This window comes from Streptomyces viridochromogenes (assembly GCF_001270495.1).
In the GTDB taxonomy this organism is placed as follows: domain Bacteria; phylum Actinomycetota; class Actinomycetes; order Streptomycetales; family Streptomycetaceae; genus Streptomyces; species Streptomyces viridochromogenes_A.
Genome location: NZ_LGUR01000213.1, coordinates 62,198 through 77,732, shown reverse-complemented (window position 1 = coordinate 77,732; position 15,535 = coordinate 62,198). Strand labels below are relative to the sequence as shown.

Annotated in this window: 15 protein-coding genes; 5 read left to right on the top strand and 10 right to left on the bottom strand. The window is 69.9% G+C overall.

Annotated elements, in window-relative coordinates; all coding sequences use genetic code 11:
* On the top strand, positions 1-1,075 hold a 1,075-nt coding region (locus ADK36_RS49650), incomplete at its 5' end, for a fibronectin type III domain-containing protein (protein ID WP_425315478.1).
* Here ADK36_RS49650 and ADK36_RS28480 read toward each other — a convergent pair.
* The 6 genes from ADK36_RS28480 to ADK36_RS28455 all read right to left on the bottom strand — a co-directional run bounded on the left by ADK36_RS28480 (position 1,065) and on the right by ADK36_RS28455 (position 7,416).
* A complete protein-coding gene (locus ADK36_RS28480) occupies positions 1,065-1,961 on the bottom strand; it encodes an NAD(P)H-binding protein (protein ID WP_078942732.1) in 897 nt (298 codons plus the stop codon). The two genes, ADK36_RS49650 and ADK36_RS28480, sit on opposite strands and share 11 nt — an antisense overlap.
* A gap of 116 nt (positions 1,962-2,077) precedes the next feature.
* The gene (locus ADK36_RS28475; protein ID WP_053199539.1) at positions 2,078-2,530 is read right to left on the bottom strand and encodes a heat shock protein transcriptional repressor HspR; all 453 of its coding nucleotides are present in this window, start codon (positions 2,528-2,530) and stop codon (positions 2,078-2,080) included.
* Positions 2,531-2,535: 5 nt separating this feature from the next.
* Complete coding sequence (gene dnaJ, locus ADK36_RS28470) at positions 2,536-3,720, bottom strand: molecular chaperone DnaJ (protein ID WP_048584193.1); 1,185 nt, start codon at positions 3,718-3,720, stop codon at positions 2,536-2,538.
* Positions 3,721-3,762: 42 nt separating this feature from the next.
* Entirely contained in the window at positions 3,763-4,410 is a 648-nt protein-coding gene (gene grpE, locus ADK36_RS28465) for a nucleotide exchange factor GrpE (protein WP_048584192.1), read from the bottom strand.
* Positions 4,410-6,257, bottom strand: coding sequence for a molecular chaperone DnaK (gene dnaK, locus ADK36_RS28460; protein WP_048584191.1), 1,848 nt, complete (start codon positions 6,255-6,257; stop codon positions 4,410-4,412). The genes grpE and dnaK overlap by 1 nt, the downstream gene beginning before the upstream one ends.
* A 94-nt stretch (positions 6,258-6,351) precedes the next feature.
* Positions 6,352-7,416, bottom strand: a complete 1,065-nt coding sequence (locus tag ADK36_RS28455) for an MraY family glycosyltransferase (protein WP_048584190.1) — start codon at positions 7,414-7,416, stop codon at positions 6,352-6,354.
* Between the two features lie 215 nt (positions 7,417-7,631).
* On the opposite strand from ADK36_RS28455, the gene ADK36_RS28450 reads away from it, so the two are divergent.
* Together ADK36_RS28450 and ADK36_RS28445 are read left to right on the top strand one after the other, a co-directional pair.
* Entirely contained in the window at positions 7,632-9,914 is a 2,283-nt protein-coding gene (locus ADK36_RS28450; protein ID WP_048584189.1) for a (Fe-S)-binding protein, read from the top strand.
* 101 nt (positions 9,915-10,015) lie between these two features.
* Positions 10,016-10,309, top strand: coding sequence for a zinc-ribbon domain-containing protein (locus ADK36_RS28445; protein ID WP_048584188.1), 294 nt, complete (start codon positions 10,016-10,018; stop codon positions 10,307-10,309).
* 49 nt (positions 10,310-10,358) lie between these two features.
* Here ADK36_RS28445 and ADK36_RS28440 read toward each other — a convergent pair whose 3' ends face one another.
* Together ADK36_RS28440 and ADK36_RS28435 are read right to left on the bottom strand one after the other, a co-directional pair.
* On the bottom strand, positions 10,359-11,048 hold the full coding sequence (locus tag ADK36_RS28440) for a DUF2637 domain-containing protein (RefSeq protein WP_048584187.1): 690 nt from the start codon (positions 11,046-11,048) through the stop codon (positions 10,359-10,361).
* Between the two features lie 325 nt (positions 11,049-11,373).
* Positions 11,374-12,537: an MFS transporter gene (locus ADK36_RS28435; RefSeq protein ID WP_053199541.1), complete on the bottom strand. Its 1,164-nt coding sequence runs from the start codon at positions 12,535-12,537 to the stop codon at positions 11,374-11,376.
* A gap of 200 nt (positions 12,538-12,737) precedes the next feature.
* On the opposite strand from ADK36_RS28435, the gene ADK36_RS28430 reads away from it, so the two are divergent.
* Positions 12,738-13,217, top strand: a complete 480-nt coding sequence (locus ADK36_RS28430; RefSeq protein ID WP_048584207.1) for a GNAT family N-acetyltransferase — start codon at positions 12,738-12,740, stop codon at positions 13,215-13,217.
* On the opposite strand, the gene ADK36_RS28425 is transcribed toward ADK36_RS28430, so the two are convergent.
* Positions 13,196-13,924: an SDR family oxidoreductase gene (locus ADK36_RS28425; protein ID WP_048584185.1), complete on the bottom strand. Its 729-nt coding sequence runs from the start codon at positions 13,922-13,924 to the stop codon at positions 13,196-13,198. The two genes, ADK36_RS28430 and ADK36_RS28425, sit on opposite strands and share 22 nt — an antisense overlap.
* Positions 13,925-14,027: 103 nt before the next feature.
* The gene (locus ADK36_RS28420; RefSeq protein WP_048584206.1) at positions 14,028-14,696 is read right to left on the bottom strand and encodes a nitroreductase; all 669 of its coding nucleotides are present in this window, start codon (positions 14,694-14,696) and stop codon (positions 14,028-14,030) included.
* A 126-nt stretch (positions 14,697-14,822) separates the two neighbouring features.
* Here ADK36_RS28420 and ADK36_RS28415 point away from each other — a divergent pair, with 126 nt between their 5' ends.
* Complete coding sequence (locus ADK36_RS28415; protein WP_053199537.1) at positions 14,823-15,473, top strand: FMN-dependent NADH-azoreductase; 651 nt, start codon at positions 14,823-14,825, stop codon at positions 15,471-15,473.
* Positions 15,474-15,535: the final 62 nt, after the last annotated feature.

The following is a 15,535-nucleotide window of genomic DNA, read 5'->3' as shown; positions in this document are numbered from 1 at the left end:
GGACCTCGCGGGATACCGGGTCTACCGCCGCCTCAAGGGAGCCGCGTTCCCCGGCACGCCCCTCGCGACGACCACCGCCACCGCCTCCACCACCTACACCGACAACACCCTTCCGGTCACCGGCGCGACCTACTACTACGAGATCCGCGCCTACGACAAAGCCGGCAACGAGTCGACCGGTACGGCGGACCAGGCCGTCACAACCGTCGACCGGACCGCGCCGGAGAAGGTCACGGGTCTGGGGGCGCTCGGGACCACCGCGGGCAACTCGCTGACGTGGCAGGCCCCTTCGGCGAAGGACGTCGACCACTACGAGGTGTGGGGCGCACCGGTGGGGCAGACCGATCCGGACGGTCCGCAGGCTGTCTGGGGCACCTCGTGGACGGACACCACGGCCGACCCGGGAGCGGCGTACGCCTACAAGGTGCAGGCCATCGACACCGCCGGCAATATCGCTCCCGTCTCCGACGCGGTGACGGTCACCCGACCCGTGGCGTCCGGCCTCCCCGCCCCGACCTCGGTGCAGGGCGCGCCCGCCGACCAGCACACCCGTCTCACCTGGACCGCGGCGGAAGGCGATGTCACCGGGTTCCGTGTCTATCGGCGTACCGAGGCCGTCGGCGGCTGGGTGCCCGTCGGGAGTGCCGGTGCGTCGGGGACGTCGTACGACGACACCTCGGCCCCGCAGGGCAAGGCGTACTACTACGTCGTCGCCGTCGACAGCACGGGCGCGGAGTCGGTGCCGTCCGGGGGAGTCACCGCGGACCGGCTGACCCCGGCCACGGCGACCGGCCCGGCCGCACCGCAGCTGACGCTCGTCTCCGCCGGCGGGACCCGGTTCCCCATTCAGATCGCGGCCAAGCCCGGAGCGGGTGACGAAGGGCGCCGGCTGAAGGGCTACTCCTGGGAGATCTCCGGCGCCTGCGGAGACAGCGGTACCCGCCTGTCCACGACGGGCAGCATCGAGTGGACGCCGCCGTACAACGGCCCCTGCATGGCCACGGTGTTCGCGGTGGACGCCTACGGGCGCACGGGCGAGCAGAGTTCCACGGTGGAGTTCATGGTCAACCGCTGACGCGACCCGCCTCAGCCCCGGCTCCGTCCCGCCTCGGCCCCGACTCGGTTCGCGGGCCGAAGGCGGCGGCGTGTTCCGACACCCACCGCCGGAACGTCCTGGCCGGGGCGCCGGTGAGGCGGGAAACCGTGTCGCGCACCATGAGCAGTTCGGCGTTGACGGCGCCGCCCGTCACATCGAGCACCGCGTCCGCGGTCTCGTCGCCCAGGAAGGCGGCCATGTCACGGTGGGCCTGCGCCCGGCCGATCTCGACGAGTGCCACTTCCCGGCCCAGCACTTCCGCGAGGGTCTCGACCTGCTGCCGGGCGGTGATCCGCTCCGGACCGGTCAGCGCGTACGTCCGCCCTCGATGACCGGCCTCGGTCAGCGCCACCCGGGCCACCGCTGCGATGTCCGCGGGGTGGATCGTGGGCAGGCCGATGTCCGCGTAGGGCACCCGGACGGCTCCGTGGTCACGGATCGCCCCCGCCCACCACAGGGCGTTCGAGGCGAACTGCGTCGGCCGAAGGATCGTCCACGCCATGCCGCTGTCCTTGAGCAGCCGCTCGACGGCCAGGTTCTCCGCGGCCGGGCCCAGGTGCGGGTGGGTCTCCACGGTGATGGACGACACCAGCACCACATGGTCGACCCCGGCCGTCCGGGCGGCTTCAAGGATCTCGGCGTCCGCCCCCACGCCCGACACGAGGAACAGCGAACGCGCCCCCTCCAGCGCGGGTTTCAGTGATGCCGTCCGAGCGAGGTCACCCTCGACGGCTTCGACTCCTGCCGGGAAGACCGCCCCCGCAGGGTCCCGGGTGAGCCCTCTCAACGGCCCGACGCCGATCGCCTGGAGTTCCTCCAGGAGGGCGCTTCCTATGTTTCCGGTTGCCCCGGTCACGAGAATCATGCGGGTGACGCTAGGACCTCAACCGAACTTGAGGTCAAAAGACCTCGGGCCCGCAGGTTCAGACGGATCGGAACAATCCGGTGAACCTGCGGGCCCGAGGCCCACATGACATGCCGTCAGTCGGATGCCTGCTGCCGCTTCGGCCGCCACACCACCAACGCGCTGGTCTGCTGCACTTCCTGATACGGCACCAGATCCCGGCGGTACGACGCGTGCACCGCCGCCTCGCGCTGCTGCATCGCCGCCGCGGCCCCTTCCACGGCGGCCGTCAGCTCGGCCACCCTGGACTGGAGCGCGGCGACCTGGTTCTCCAGTTCGATGATGCGCTTGATGCCTGCCAGGTTGATGCCCTCGTCCTGCGACAACTGCTGGACGGTGCGCAGCAGTTCGATGTCGCGGGCCGAGTAGCGCCGGCCCCGGCCGGCGGTGCGGTCCGGGGAGACCAGGCCCAGACGGTCGTACTGGCGCAGGGTCTGCGGGTGCAGGCCGGACAGCTGGGCCGCCACCGAGATGACGTAGACCGGGGTCTCCTCGGTCAGTTCATACGGGTTGCGTCGACGACCGTCCATCTGACTCATGCTCCCTTCGCGGCCTGGAACAGCTCCGCCCGCGGGTCCTCGCCCGCGGTCGCCTCGCGATACGCCTCCAGTGCGTCACGAGCCTTCCCCGTCAGGTCCTTCGGAACACTCACCTCGACGGTGACCAGGAGGTCGCCGCGGGTGCCGTCCTTGCGGACCGCGCCCTTGCCCCGCGCCCGCATGGTGCGGCCGTTGGGCGTGCCGGGCGGCAGTTTCAGGGTGACCGGCGGTCCGCCCAGGGTGGGGACCCTGACCTCGCCGCCGAGGGCCGCCTCCGTGAAGGTCACGGGGACGGTCACCGTGAGGTTGTCCTCCTTGCGGCCGAACACCGGGTGCGCGTCGACGTGCACGGTGACGTACAGGTCGCCGGCCGGGCCGCCGCGCTCACCGGGCGCCCCCTTGCCGCGCAGGCGGATGCGCTGGCCGTCCGACACCCCGGCCGGGATGCGGACCTGCATGGTCCGGGACGACTTCGCGCGGCCGCTGCCCTTGCACTCCATGCAGGGGTGCTCGGCCATCAGGCCGCGCCCCTTGCAGTCGGGGCAGGGGTCGGTGAGGGAGAAACCGCCACCGGAGCCCCGCGCCACCTGGCCGGTGCCGACGCAGGTCGGGCACACACGCGGTGTGCCGTTCTTGTCGCCGGTACCGGCACAGGCCTTGCAGGGTGACTGGGAGGACATCCGCAGCGGGACCGTCGCACCCTCGATCGCCTCGGTGAAGCTGAGGTTGACCTCGGTGTCGATGTCCTGGCCGCGCCGGGGCTGGGTACGGGTCGTCCCCGTGCCCCCGCGGTTGAACAGGCCCCCGAAGACGTCACCGAGTCCGCCGCCGAAGCCGCCGGCTCCCCCTTGCCCGCCCTGGGCGCCGCCTCCGAAGAGGTCGCCCAGGTCGAAGTTGAAGGAACCGCCACCCGCGCCCCCCGGCCCCGGGCGGAAGCCGCCGTTGCCGAAGAGAGCGCGCGCCTCGTCGTACTCCTTGCGCTTCTTGGGGTCGCCCAGGACGTCGTTCGCCTCGGAGATCTCCTTGAAGCGCTCCTCCGCCTTGGCGTTGCCCTTGTTGGCGTCCGGGTGGTTCTCGCGGGCGAGCTTCCGGTACGCCTTCTTGATCTCGGCCTCGGTGGCGTCCTTGGGGACGCCGAGGACCTTGTAGAAGTCCTTCTCGATGAAGTCCTTGGTGCTCATCCTCGACGTACCCCCTTCCCGTAGTCCCTCGTCAACTCAACGTCAGCCCTCGTCCGGGCCACCGCTCTCCTTGTCGTCGGCCGCCTCGGTCGCCTCGTCGGCCTTGACGGACTGCGCGCCCGGCTGGGGCTCGGCGACGGCCACCCGCGCGGGGCGGATGGTGCGCTCGCCGATGCGATACCCCGGCTGGAGGATCGCGACGCAGGTCGTCTCGGTGACGTCCGGCGCGTACGAGTGCATCAGCGCCTCGTGGATGGTCGGGTCGAAGGGCTCGCCCTCCTTGCCGAACTGCTGGAGGCCCATCTTCGCCGCCACGGTCTCGACCGACTCCGCGACGGACTTGAATCCGCCGACGAGTTCGCCGTGCTCCCGCGCCCGGCCGACGTCGTCGAGCACGGGCAGGAGCTCGGTCAGGAGGTTCGCGATGGCGATCTCCTTGACCGCGATCCGGTCACGCTCGACGCGGCGGCGGTAGTTCTGGTACTCGGCCTGGAGCCGCTGGAGGTCCGCCGTGCGCTCACCGAGCGCCGTACGCACCTGGTCCAGCTGGGCCACCAGGCCCGCGTCTGCTGCTCCGTCCCCGGTCGGGGCCGCCCCCTCCTGGGGGGCAGCCTTCGACTCGGCGCCGTCGGGGGTCGCGCCGGAGGGGACGTCGGGCTTCTCCTCGAAGCCCGGGGTCTCCTCCGTCATTACGCGACACCGTCCTTACGCTCGTCGTCCACGATCTCGGCGTCCACGACGTCGTCCTCGGCGGCCTTGCCGCCGGGGGCAGCGCCCTCCGGGCCGCCCGCGGCCTGCGCGCCCTGAGCGTCGGCGTACATGGCCTGGCCGACCTTCTGGGAGACGGCGGCGACCTTCTCGGTGGCCGTGCGGATCTCGGCGGTGTCCTCGCCCTTGAGCGCGGTCTTCAGCTCCTCGACGGCGGCCTCGACCTCGGTCTTGACCTCGCCGGGGACCTTGTCCTCGTTGTCCTTGAGGAACTTCTCCGTCTGGTAGACGAGCTGCTCGCCCTGGTTGCGGGACTCGGCGGCCTCGCGGCGGGCGTGGTCCTCCTCCGCGTACTTCTCGGCCTCTTCGCGCATCCGGTTGACCTCGTCCTTCGGCAGCGAGGAGCCGCCGGTGACGGTCATCTTCTGCTCCTTGCCGGTGCCGAGGTCCTTGGCCGTGACGTGCATGATGCCGTTGGCGTCGATGTCGAAGGCGACCTCGATCTGCGGGACACCGCGCGGGGCCGGCGGCAGACCGGTCAGCTCGAACATCCCGAGCTTCTTGTTGTACGCCGCGATCTCGCGCTCGCCCTGGTAGACCTGGATCTGCACGGACGGCTGGTTGTCCTCGGCGGTGGTGAAGATCTCGGACCGCTTGGTCGGGATCGTCGTGTTCCGCTCGATGAGCTTGGTCATGATGCCGCCCTTGGTCTCGATACCGAGGGACAGCGGGGTGACGTCGAGAAGCAGGACGTCCTTGACCTCACCCTTGAGGACACCGGCCTGCAGGGCGGCGCCGATGGCGACGACCTCGTCCGGGTTGACGCCCTTGTTGGCGTCCTTGCCGCCGGTCAGCTCGCGGACGAGCTCGGCGACGGCGGGCATACGGGTGGAGCCACCGACGAGGACGACGTGGTCGATCTCGTTGATGGAGACGCCGGCGTCCTTCATGACGTTGAAGAACGGGGTCTTGCAGCGCTCCAGCAGGTCGGCCGTCAGCTGCTGGAACTGAGCCCGGGTGAGCTTCTCGTCCAGGTGCAGCGGGCCCTCGGCGGAGGCGGTGATGTAGGGCAGGTTGATCGAGGTCTCGGTGGACGAGGACAGCTCGATCTTGGCCTTCTCGGCAGCCTCGCGGAGGCGCTGGAGGGCCATCTTGTCCTTGGCGAGGTCCACGCCGTGACCGGACTTGAACTGCTGCACCAGGTAGTCGACGACGCGCTGGTCCCAGTCGTCACCACCGAGGTGGTTGTCACCGTTGGTGGCCTTCACCTCGACGACGCCGTCGCCGATCTCCAGGAGGGACACGTCGAAGGTGCCGCCACCGAGGTCGAAGACGAGGATCGTCTGGTCATCCTTGTCGAGGCCGTACGCGAGCGCGGCCGCGGTGGGCTCGTTGACGATGCGCAGGACGTTCAGACCGGCGATCTCGCCGGCCTCCTTCGTCGCCTGGCGCTCGGAGTCGTTGAAGTAGGCGGGCACGGTGATGACCGCGTCCGTGACCTTCTCGCCCAGGTACGACTCGGCGTCGCGCTTCAGCTTCTGCAGGATGAAGGCGGAGATCTGCTGCGGGTTGAAGGGCTTCCCGTCGAGCTCCATCTTCCAGTCGGTGCCCATGTGACGCTTCACGGACCGGATGGTCCGGTCGACGTTCGTGACCGCCTGACGCTTGGCCACCTCGCCGACGAGCACCTCACCGTTCTTGGCGAAGGCGACGACGGAAGGCGTGGTCCTGGCGCCCTCGGCGTTGGTGATGACGGTGGGCTCGCCGCCTTCAAGAACGCTGACGACAGAGTTAGTCGTGCCCAGGTCGATGCCGACCGCACGTGCCATGGTGAATTCCTCCAGCTGACTTGAGTGGAACGGACTCAAGTGTGCATGACGGCTCCCACTCGGTCAACAGAGCTGAGTCGACCCCACTCAACTCTTATCCGTTCCTTACACGCAACCGGCCACTGACCTGCGACGATGAAACCTGGGCGGGCGGGCGAACAGCACCCCCCACGGGGAAAGAGGGTTGACGCCGAGGACCGTAGGGCTTGATGTGCAGCAGCGCGAACACCGCGACGAGGACACTGCCCCCCACCCACAACACCCCGGACCGCGCGGCCCATCCCAGGTGCACGAGGACACCGACGAGCACCGTGGCGAAGGCCCCGGCCCCGAGCAGGACGGTCACGCCCTGCGGGGTGAGGCCGAGCCGGCGCAGGCGATGGGCGACATGGTCGGGCCCGCGCCGCAGCAGCGGCCGTCCGGCCAGCCGGCGGGACAGCGCCACGAGGACCAGGTCGGCGGTGGCGAGGGCGGTGAGCGAGCCGAGCACGCCCACGCTCGACACCGGGTCGTGCCCGGCGCGGGTCATCACGGCCGACGACGCCAGCACGAACCCGACGAACAGCGATCCGCAGGCCCCGAGCCCGATCCGCGCGGGGTGCCAGTTCTGCATGAGGAAGCCGGTCAGCGCGGCGGCCAGCACGCTCAGCAGTACGGCGAGTTCGTCCATCACCTCGGCCGCCGCACAGACGCCGACACCGAAGGCGGTGACGACCCCGACGGTGCCGACCAGCGCGTCCGCGTGGTCGAGCGCCTTGAAGCCGACGGCGACGAGGACGATCCAGCCGACGGCCGGCACCCCCAGCAGGAAGCCCGTGTCGTCGTACGGCACCACACAGGCCGCCGCCACGGCCGTACCGCCGACCAGGAACCGCGCCTTCACCCGCCGCAGGTCGGCGACCAGTCCGAGCACGGCCACGGCGCCCGCGGCGATCAGCAGCCGCCCCATCTCCGAGCCCAGCGGGGCGAACCGCGTCCACTCCCCGGCCGCGGCCACCAGACAGGTCACCAGCGCCACCGCCACCCCGCCGAGCAGGGGCAGCGGCCGCTGCCGCCGGCGGTCGAGGATGCCGAAGCGCAGGGCGGGCAGGCGGAGCAGCGCCGCGAGGAAGGCGGCGAGGAGGAGGGCGGTCGTGGCGGCGGCGATCCCGTAAAGCACGGGGATAGGTTAGTGCCGTATATACCATTTCGGGATGAATAACACGATCGGATCTCGATCGCTTCTTAAGGCAACCCTCAGCGACTCACATCACTCCGCCCCTGGCTACAGTGCGACGGATGATGGGGGTAGTCTCAGACGGACTACATAAGTTACCGCTTAGTAATGTCGAGGACCCCCTCGAACCACACCTCGCAGGCCCGAGGAGCCCCGAAATGCAACTCGCCGCGATCATCGTGTCGCTGGTTCTGATCGTGGTCGGCGTGGCCCTGTTCGCCCGCGCCCTCCTGCAGATCTACACCTTCATGCGGCTCGGTCAGAACGTGCCCGCCGGTACCCGTACCGACGAGCCCGTCCAGCGCACCGTCACCGTGGCCCGGGAGTTCCTCGGCCACACCCGGATGAACCGCTGGGGCATCGTCGGTGTCGCGCACTGGTTCGTGGCGGTGGGCTTCTTCTCGCTGCTGCTGACGATCGTCAACGCCGTCGGCCAGCTGTTCCAGGCCGACTGGCTGCTGCCGGTCATCGGCGACTGGGCGCCGTACAACGTCTTCGTCGAGTTCCTCGGCACGATGACGGTGCTCGGCATCCTCACCCTGATCGTGATCCGCCAGCTGAACCGGCCGGGCAAGCCGGGCCGCAAGTCCCGTTTCGCGGGGTCCAACACCGGCCAGGCGTACTTCGTCGAGAGCGTCATCCTCATCGTCGGCGTCTGCATCTTCATGCTGCACGCGCTGGAGGGCGCCCAGCACCACGTGGACGGCTACGAGGCCTCGTTCTTCATCTCGTACCCGGTGGTGTCGGCGCTGGAGGGCCTCGACCTCTCCACGCTCCAGAACCTCACCTACCTCTTCGCCGGCGTGAAGATCGCGACCTCCTTCATCTGGATGATCACGGTCGCCCTGAAGACCGACATGGGTGTGGCCTGGCACCGCTTCCTGGCGTTCCCGAACATCTGGTTCAAGCGCAACGCCGACGGTGAGACCTCGCTGGGCGCGCTGCTGCCGATGACCTCCGGCGGCAAGCCGATCGACTTCACCGACCCCGGCGAGGACGACGTCTTCGGTGTCTCGCAGGTCGAGCAGTTCTCCTGGAAGGGCCTCCTGGACTTCTCCACCTGCACCGAGTGCGGCCGCTGCCAGTCGCAGTGCCCCGCCTGGAACACGGGCAAGCCGCTCTCCCCGAAGCTGCTGATCATGTCGCTGCGCGACCACGCGCACGCCAAGGCGCCGTACCTGCTGGCCGGTGGCGGCAAGAGCATGGAGGGCGAGGAGAAGGCGTCCGAGGAGCAGCTGAAGGACGTTCCGGCCGCGGCTCTCGCGGAGGCCGAGCGCCCCCTCATCGGCACCGCCGAGGAGAACGGCGTCATCGACCCGGACGTCCTGTGGTCCTGCACCACCTGCGGCGCCTGCGTCGAGCAGTGCCCGGTGGACATCGAGCACATCGACCACATCGTCGACATGCGCCGCTACCAGGTGATGATCGAGTCCGCGTTCCCGTCCGAGGCGGGCACGATGCTCAAGAACCTGGAGAAGAAGGGCAACCCCTGGGGCCTGGCGAAGAAGCAGCGCCTGGAGTGGCTGAAGGAAGTCGACTTCGAGGTGCCGGTCGTCGGCAAGGACATCGAGGACCTCACCGAGGTCGAGTACCTCTACTGGGTCGGCTGCGCCGGCGCTCTGGAGGACCGGGCCAAGAAGACCACCAAGGCATTCGCCGAGCTGCTGCACATGGCGGGCGTCAAGTTCGCCATCATGGGCGGCGACGAGAAGTGCACCGGTGACTCCGCCCGCCGCCTCGGCAACGAGCCCCTCTTCCAGGAGCTCGGCATGGAGAACGTCGCCGCGCTGAACATGGCGTTCGGCGAGGAGATGGACGACGAGGGCAACGTCACGCCCGAGTCGAAGAAGCCGAAGTCGGCGAAGAAGATCGTCGCCACCTGCCCGCACTGCCTCAACACGATCGGCAACGAGTACCCGCAGATCGGCGGCGACTACGAGGTCATCCACCACACCCAGCTGCTCCAGCACCTGGTGGACGAGGGCAAGCTGGTCCCGGTCACCCCGGTCGAGGGCATCATCACCTACCACGACCCCTGCTACCTGGGCCGCCACAACAAGATCTACACGCCGCCGCGCGAGATCATCGCCAGCGTCCCGGGCCTGCGGAACGAGGAGATGCACCGCCACAAGGAGCGCGGCTTCTGCTGTGGCGCCGGTGGCGCGCGGATGTGGATGGAGGAGCGGATCGGCAAGCGCATCAACAACGAGCGTGTCGACGAGGCCCTCTCGACCAACCCGGACATCGTCTCCACCGCCTGCCCGTTCTGCCTCGTCATGCTGACCGACTCGGTCAACGGCAAGAAGAACGAAGGCAAGGCCAAGGAGTCCATCCAGGTCGTCGACGTCGCCCAGCTGCTGCTGGAGTCGGTCAAGACGCCGGTGGACCCCGAGGACACGGCGGCGACGGAGAGCGAGCCGGAGCCCGAGCCCGTGAAGTAGCCGGGCCGGACAACGCTACGGCGCCCCCTGTTCCGTATGGGACAGGGGGCGCCGTGTTACGGCAGGCTGTAGGCAGGAACTGATCGGAAAGGACCTCCGACGTGATCATCTTCGGCACCAAGGGCTACCTCTACCAGCTCGCGATACTGACGCTGGTGTGCGGCCAGTGCGGCAACCCCTCCGCGCACACCCTGCGCAAGCGCGTCACGAAGTTCACCCTGTTCTTCGTGCCGTTGTTCCCCGTCTCGACCAAGTACGTGACGCAGTGCACCTTCTGCGGCGCGGAACAGAAGGTGACCGGGGAGCAGGCGGAGCAGTTGCAGGCGCAGGCCGCCTCCGGCGGGCACGGCGGTCAGCAGTCGTACGGGCAGCCGCAGCAGCCGTACCAGTCCTGACCCGTCGGCCGGCCGGCCGGGCATTCCGTCCGGAACGCCCCCGGGCGGCCTACGACTTCGGCTGCTTGGATCCGTTGATCGCGTCGGCGGCGTGCCGGGGGCCGGGCCGCGACGAGAACTGGCCGACGAGTTCACGGAAGCAGACCAGGGCGGTGATCGGGGGAATTCCGACGACGACCATCGCCAGCAGGGAATGCGCCGACTGGCCGATGCACAGCGCCACCGCGGTCCCGGAGGAGATCAGCATGACGGCCCAGGACCGGCGAGCGGTCCGGCGCTGAACGGATGCCCGCAGAATGGACAGCCCGGCCAGCAGCCACGGCCCGTAGACCGTCAGGGGCCACCAATGGGCCAGCTTCGGCGACACCACGAGCAGCGCGATGGAACGCAGCTGATCGTACGAATACGAGATGGACCAGGTGAGCATCGTCACCGCGCACAGGGTGATGAGTGTGACCAAGACCGAGACAGTGAGGAACCGCGGGTTGCGGGTGAGCGTGTGCGCGCCGGGCTGCGGGCGCTTTCGGTGGACCGGGCGGGGCAGTGGCTGCCTGTCCTTGTCCTGCCGGGGCGGAACGGGATCCGGAGCGTGCGTGGCACCCAGCATCTGTGCCAGCTCCTGGTCCAGGTCCCAGCCCTCCGGCGACATCACCTGATCCGGAACCTGCCAGAGGTTCTGCATATCGAGCTGCTGCGTGTAATGAGCCTGTTCGTCTACCGCGTCATAGTCGGCCCTCATTGCTAGAACTTTTCCCCTTCCAGCGCCGCCCGGAGATATTCTCGCTCCATCCGACTGATGGTTTTCAGAAAGTCCTCAAGCAGATCAGAGCAGTGCGTGATGCTATCCGCAGTGATCTGATCAGCTGTCTGACGCGAGCGGAGCGGAGCCTCAGCTGCATGTTTTTCCTGCCAAGTCACGCCCACCTAACGAGCGCCACGCGGGGCAGGACATCTGGCATTCGGGGGAATATGAGTCAACGGTGATTATCTGGAATATCCAATGACAGGGCCCGGCCGCCGAAATTCAGAATATGTATGACGCGGTGTTATCGAGGGACTTACGATTACCGGTCCCCGGTGCGCGAGGTCATCGGCCGCCGGGCGGCGAGGGCACGGGAGAGGGCCAGCGCGGGACCGGCGGCGAGGAGGAGGGCGAGGGCCCCGTAGCCGTAGGTGAGGGTGGCCAGGGAGGCGACGGCGGCGACCAGCAGGGGCCCGCCCGCGTCGCCGAGTTCGCGGCCCAGTTCGGCGGAGCCCATGGTCTGGCCGAGCCGTTCGGCGGGGGTGGAGGCGGCCAGCGAGGCGAAGCCCAGCGGGGTGATCAGGCCGGTGCCGACACCGATCAGGGCGGCGGCCAGGAGGACGCCGGCCAGGCCGGGCAGCATCGCGCAGGCCAGGCCCGCCGCCGTGATCAGCAGCCCGGCGGTCAGGCCGGTGCGGGCGGTGAGGCGGCCCTCGTCCAGGGCCCGCCCGGCCTTCGGCTGGACGACGGCCGCGCAGGCCGCCAGCACCGAGACCGCCGCGCCGGTCGCGACCGTGCCGAGCCCGGCGGCGGCGCCGGAGACCGGCAGGAAGCCGACGCCGACGGAGAGGGCGGCGGTCGCGGCGGCCAGGGCGGCCGTGGGACGGAGGAAGGCCGGGTCGGCCAGGCGCCGGGCCAGGTCCAGCACCGTCTGCCGCCGCTTGGGCAGGGGCGGTACGCGCGGGACGGCGAGCGCGGCCCAGAGCGCGACCGCCACACCGAGCACCGCCAGCACGGTGAACAGCAGCCGCAGGCCGCCGGCCCACACCAGGACGCCGCCGAGGAGCGGGCCGAGGGTGTAGCCGATGGACTTGTAGAAGCCGTAACCGCCGAATGCCCGCCCGTGCTTGGCCGCCGGGTTGAGCCGGGCGACCAGCGCCGAGGCGGACGGCGAGAACGCGGAGGCCGCGGCGCCCTGACCGAGACGGGCGGCCCAGAGCCAGCCGGGGCTGTCGGCGACGGCGTAGGCGGCGGAGGCGACCGCGAACGCGACGAGACCGCCGAGCAGCACCGGACGCGCACCGATCCGGTCGGCGAGCGTCCCGAAGAGCGGCTTGAGGACGACCTCGGCACCGTCGTACAGGGCGAGCAGGCCGCCCAGGACGAGCAGGGAGGTCACCGCGTCGTCGGAGTGGCCGCCGAGGTTGGCGGCGATGCCGTGCGCGCCGAAGGCGGTGGTGAAGCCGGCGGCGTAGAGGGGCCACATCCGGCGGGCGGGGGCCGCCTGCGAGGCCGCCGGATCCCGGCGCCGACGCTGCTGCCGCTCCAAACGACCCTCCCCTACCCCCGGTGACCCTCTTCCTCCTGCCTCCAGTGCTGTTTCCAAGCCGCCCCCTTGCCACACCTGATCGACGTGATGGCAGCCGGGCGGAAGCTGTCCGTCGGCCGCCCGATACCGTGGCGATCATGGTGGACTGGAGTCTTCGGGCGGCATCGGCGTCGGACGTCGAGGCGATCGCCGAGGTGCGGGCCGTGGTGCTGCGGGCGGATCTGGAACGGCTCGGGCGGTACGACGAGAACCGGGTGCGGCAGCGACTGCGGGACGGGTACGACCCGGCCCACACCTGGGTGATCGAGGCGGGCGGCACGTTCGCCGGCTGCGTGGCGCTGCGCCCGGACGGGGACACCCGGTGGCTGGAGCACTTCTACCTCGCCCCGCACCTTCAGGGCCGGGGCATCGGCTCGGACGTACTGCGCGAACTGCTCGCGCGGTGCGACCGGGCCGGCGTCCCCGTCCGGTTGAACGTGCTTCAGGGCAGCGCCGCCCGGCGGCTGTACGAGCGGCACGGGTTCACGGTCGAGACGGAGGATCCCGTGGACGTGTTCATGGTGCGCGGCGGCGGCAGCGCGGCGGGCCGACCGCGTCAGGAGAGCCAGTCGGCGTAGCGCGTCGGGGCGAGCCGGGCTTCCTTGTCGGTGAGGACGTCGCCCTTGACGACGGCGAACATGCCGGCGCCGGGGTCGGTGACGACCGTACGGCTGTCGCCCTTGTGGGAGAGGGTGATCCGGCCCAGTTCGTCGAGGGGGAAGATCTCGGGGCCGCCGATGTCGCGGATGCCGTTGAGCGGGCTGCCCGCGGCGACCTCCGCCACCGCGGCGGCGACGTCCTGGGCGGCGATCGGCTGGATCGGCGTGGCGGGCAGCCGGACGGTGTCGCCGTCGGCGGTCCAGGACATGACGGCGTCCATGAACTCCATGAACTGCGTGGCCCGCACGATGGAGTAGGGGACCGGCCCGGCCGCGAGGATCTCCTCCTGGAGGGCCTTGGCCCGGTAGTAGTCCAGCTCGGGCACCTGGTCCACGCCGACGATCGACAGGACGACGAAGTGGCCGACGCCGGCCTTGTGGGCCGCGGCCAGCAGATTGTCCATCGAGGTCCGGAAGAAGGCCGCGGAGGCTTCGTCGAAGGTCGGCGAGTTCGTGAGGTTGACGACGACGTCGGATCCCGCCACCGCCTCGTCCAGCCCTTGGCCGGTGATGACGTCGACGCCGGTGGACAGCGAGTGCGGTACCGCCTCGTGGCCGGCGGCGTTCAGGTTCCGGACGACCTGCGAGCCGATCAGGCCGGTGCCGCCGATGACCGCGAACTTCATGAGATGCCTTTCGTCCATGTCGTGCCTGCAGATGAAGGCCGCATGCCTGAAATGTGACATATGGGCCGCGGTGTTCGCGCGGCGAGAGCGCAGCCGCACGGGGTCAGTCGCCGTCGACGAACGTGACCGTCTCGCCGAGCGGCGCGCGGCCCGTGCGGACGTGGTCCACCGCGGCGTCCTCGAACCCGATCGACATGCCGCAGAAGAGGATGAGCTCGTCCGGGGGCGAGAGGATCTCCGCGACGGAGCGGTGGTACTTGGCCCACGCCATCTGTGTGCAACTGTGCAGCCCCTCTGCCCGGAGCAGCAGCATGACCGTCTGCAGATACATGCCGAGGTCGGACCACTGGGCCGGCCCGAGGTCGCGGTCGATGTAGCAGAACAGGGCGGCCGGCGCGCCGAAACACTCCCAGTTCCCGGAAGCGGCGCGCTGGCGCGCCTCGACGTCCTCACGCGGGATGCCGAGAGCGCCGTAGCGCTGCTCGCCGAAGGCGGAACGGCGTTCGCGGTAGGGGGACTTGAGCTCGGGCGGGTACTGCTCGTACTCCGGCTCGTCCCAGGGGTCGCCCGCGGCCAGGCGCTCACCGGCGCACTTCTTCAGCGCGGCCAGCGGGCCGCCGGTCAGTAGGTAGACGTGCCACGGCTGGAGGTTCGATCCCGAGGGCGCCCAGGCCGCGGTGGACAGGACGCGCTCCAGCACCTCCTTCGGGACGGGCCGGTCGGTGAATCCACGTACCGCCCGCCGGCTCGTGACCGCTTCGAAGACATCCAAGGTCGTCAGCCTCCCGTTTTCGTTTGCCTGTGCGCCCATCGTCGTTGTATTCGCGACGGTATCATTCAATACTGTCTCGTGCTTAACTATGGTTGAGTACAAGCCATCACCCCTTGGAGAAAGCCCATGGCCACGCTGCTGCACATCGACTCGTCCGTGCTCCCCGGTGAGGCGTCCTCGTCCCGCTCGGTCGCGGCCGCCTTCCGCAAGGCGTGGGAGGAGCAGCACCCGGAGGGCACGGTGATCCACCGCGACCTCGCCGCCGACCCCGTCCCGCACATCACCGCCGTCGCGTGGTCCGCCGGTTACGCCGCCCCGTCCGAGCGCACCCCGGAGCAGTCGGCCGCGTTCGCCGCGCGCGAGGAGCTCATCGAGGAACTGGAGCGGGCCGACGCCGTCGTCATCGGCGCCCCCATGCACAACTTCTCGATCCCCTCGACCCTCAAGGCCTGGGTGGACAACGTGCTCCTGCTCGGCCGCACCGCCGGCGAGAACCCCTCGGCGCAGGGCACTCCGGTCATCGTCGTCGCCAGCCGCGGTGGCTCCTACGCGCCGGGCACCCCGCGCGAGGGCTTCGAGTACGTGCAGAACTACCTGGAGGCCGTGCTGGAGCGCACCCTCGGCCTGGACCTCGACTTCATCGTCCCGGAGCTCACCCTGGCCCCCCGCAACCCGGCCATGTCGGAGCTGGTCCCCCTCTACGAGGCCTCGCGCAAGCGCGCCTTCGAGGAGGCGGCGGCCAAGGCCAAGGAACTCGCGGAGCGCCTCGCCGCATGACCCCCGGACCGGACGCCGTACGACGCCTTCACCCCCGGACGTCGCACGGCGTCCTCACCCCT

What these genes read in the sequence shown, in the direction of transcription:
- ADK36_RS28435 (WP_053199541.1), bottom strand. Translation starts at nt 12,537, where the DNA reads ATGTGGCCCCTCTACGCCGCCGGCTTCACCACCGCCTTCGGCGCGCAC.
- ADK36_RS28425 (WP_048584185.1), bottom strand. Translation starts at nt 13,924, where the DNA reads ATGAAGTTCGCGGTCATCGGCGGCACCGGCCTGATCGGCTCGCAGGTC.
- ADK36_RS28440 (WP_048584187.1), bottom strand. Translation starts at nt 11,048, where the DNA reads ATGAGGGCCGACTATGACGCGGTAGACGAACAGGCTCATTACACGCAG.
- ADK36_RS28430 (WP_048584207.1), top strand. Translation starts at nt 12,738, where the DNA reads ATGGTGGACTGGAGTCTTCGGGCGGCATCGGCGTCGGACGTCGAGGCG.
- ADK36_RS28480 (WP_078942732.1), bottom strand. Translation starts at nt 1,961, where the DNA reads ATGATTCTCGTGACCGGGGCAACCGGAAACATAGGAAGCGCCCTCCTG.
- dnaJ (WP_048584193.1), bottom strand. Translation starts at nt 3,720, where the DNA reads ATGAGCACCAAGGACTTCATCGAGAAGGACTTCTACAAGGTCCTCGGC.
- ADK36_RS28450 (WP_048584189.1), top strand. Translation starts at nt 7,632, where the DNA reads ATGCAACTCGCCGCGATCATCGTGTCGCTGGTTCTGATCGTGGTCGGC.
- ADK36_RS28415 (WP_053199537.1), top strand. Translation starts at nt 14,823, where the DNA reads ATGGCCACGCTGCTGCACATCGACTCGTCCGTGCTCCCCGGTGAGGCG.
- ADK36_RS28475 (WP_053199539.1), bottom strand. Translation starts at nt 2,530, where the DNA reads ATGGACGGTCGTCGACGCAACCCGTATGAACTGACCGAGGAGACCCCG.
- grpE (WP_048584192.1), bottom strand. Translation starts at nt 4,410, where the DNA reads ATGACGGAGGAGACCCCGGGCTTCGAGGAGAAGCCCGACGTCCCCTCC.
- dnaK (WP_048584191.1), bottom strand. Translation starts at nt 6,257, where the DNA reads ATGGCACGTGCGGTCGGCATCGACCTGGGCACGACTAACTCTGTCGTC.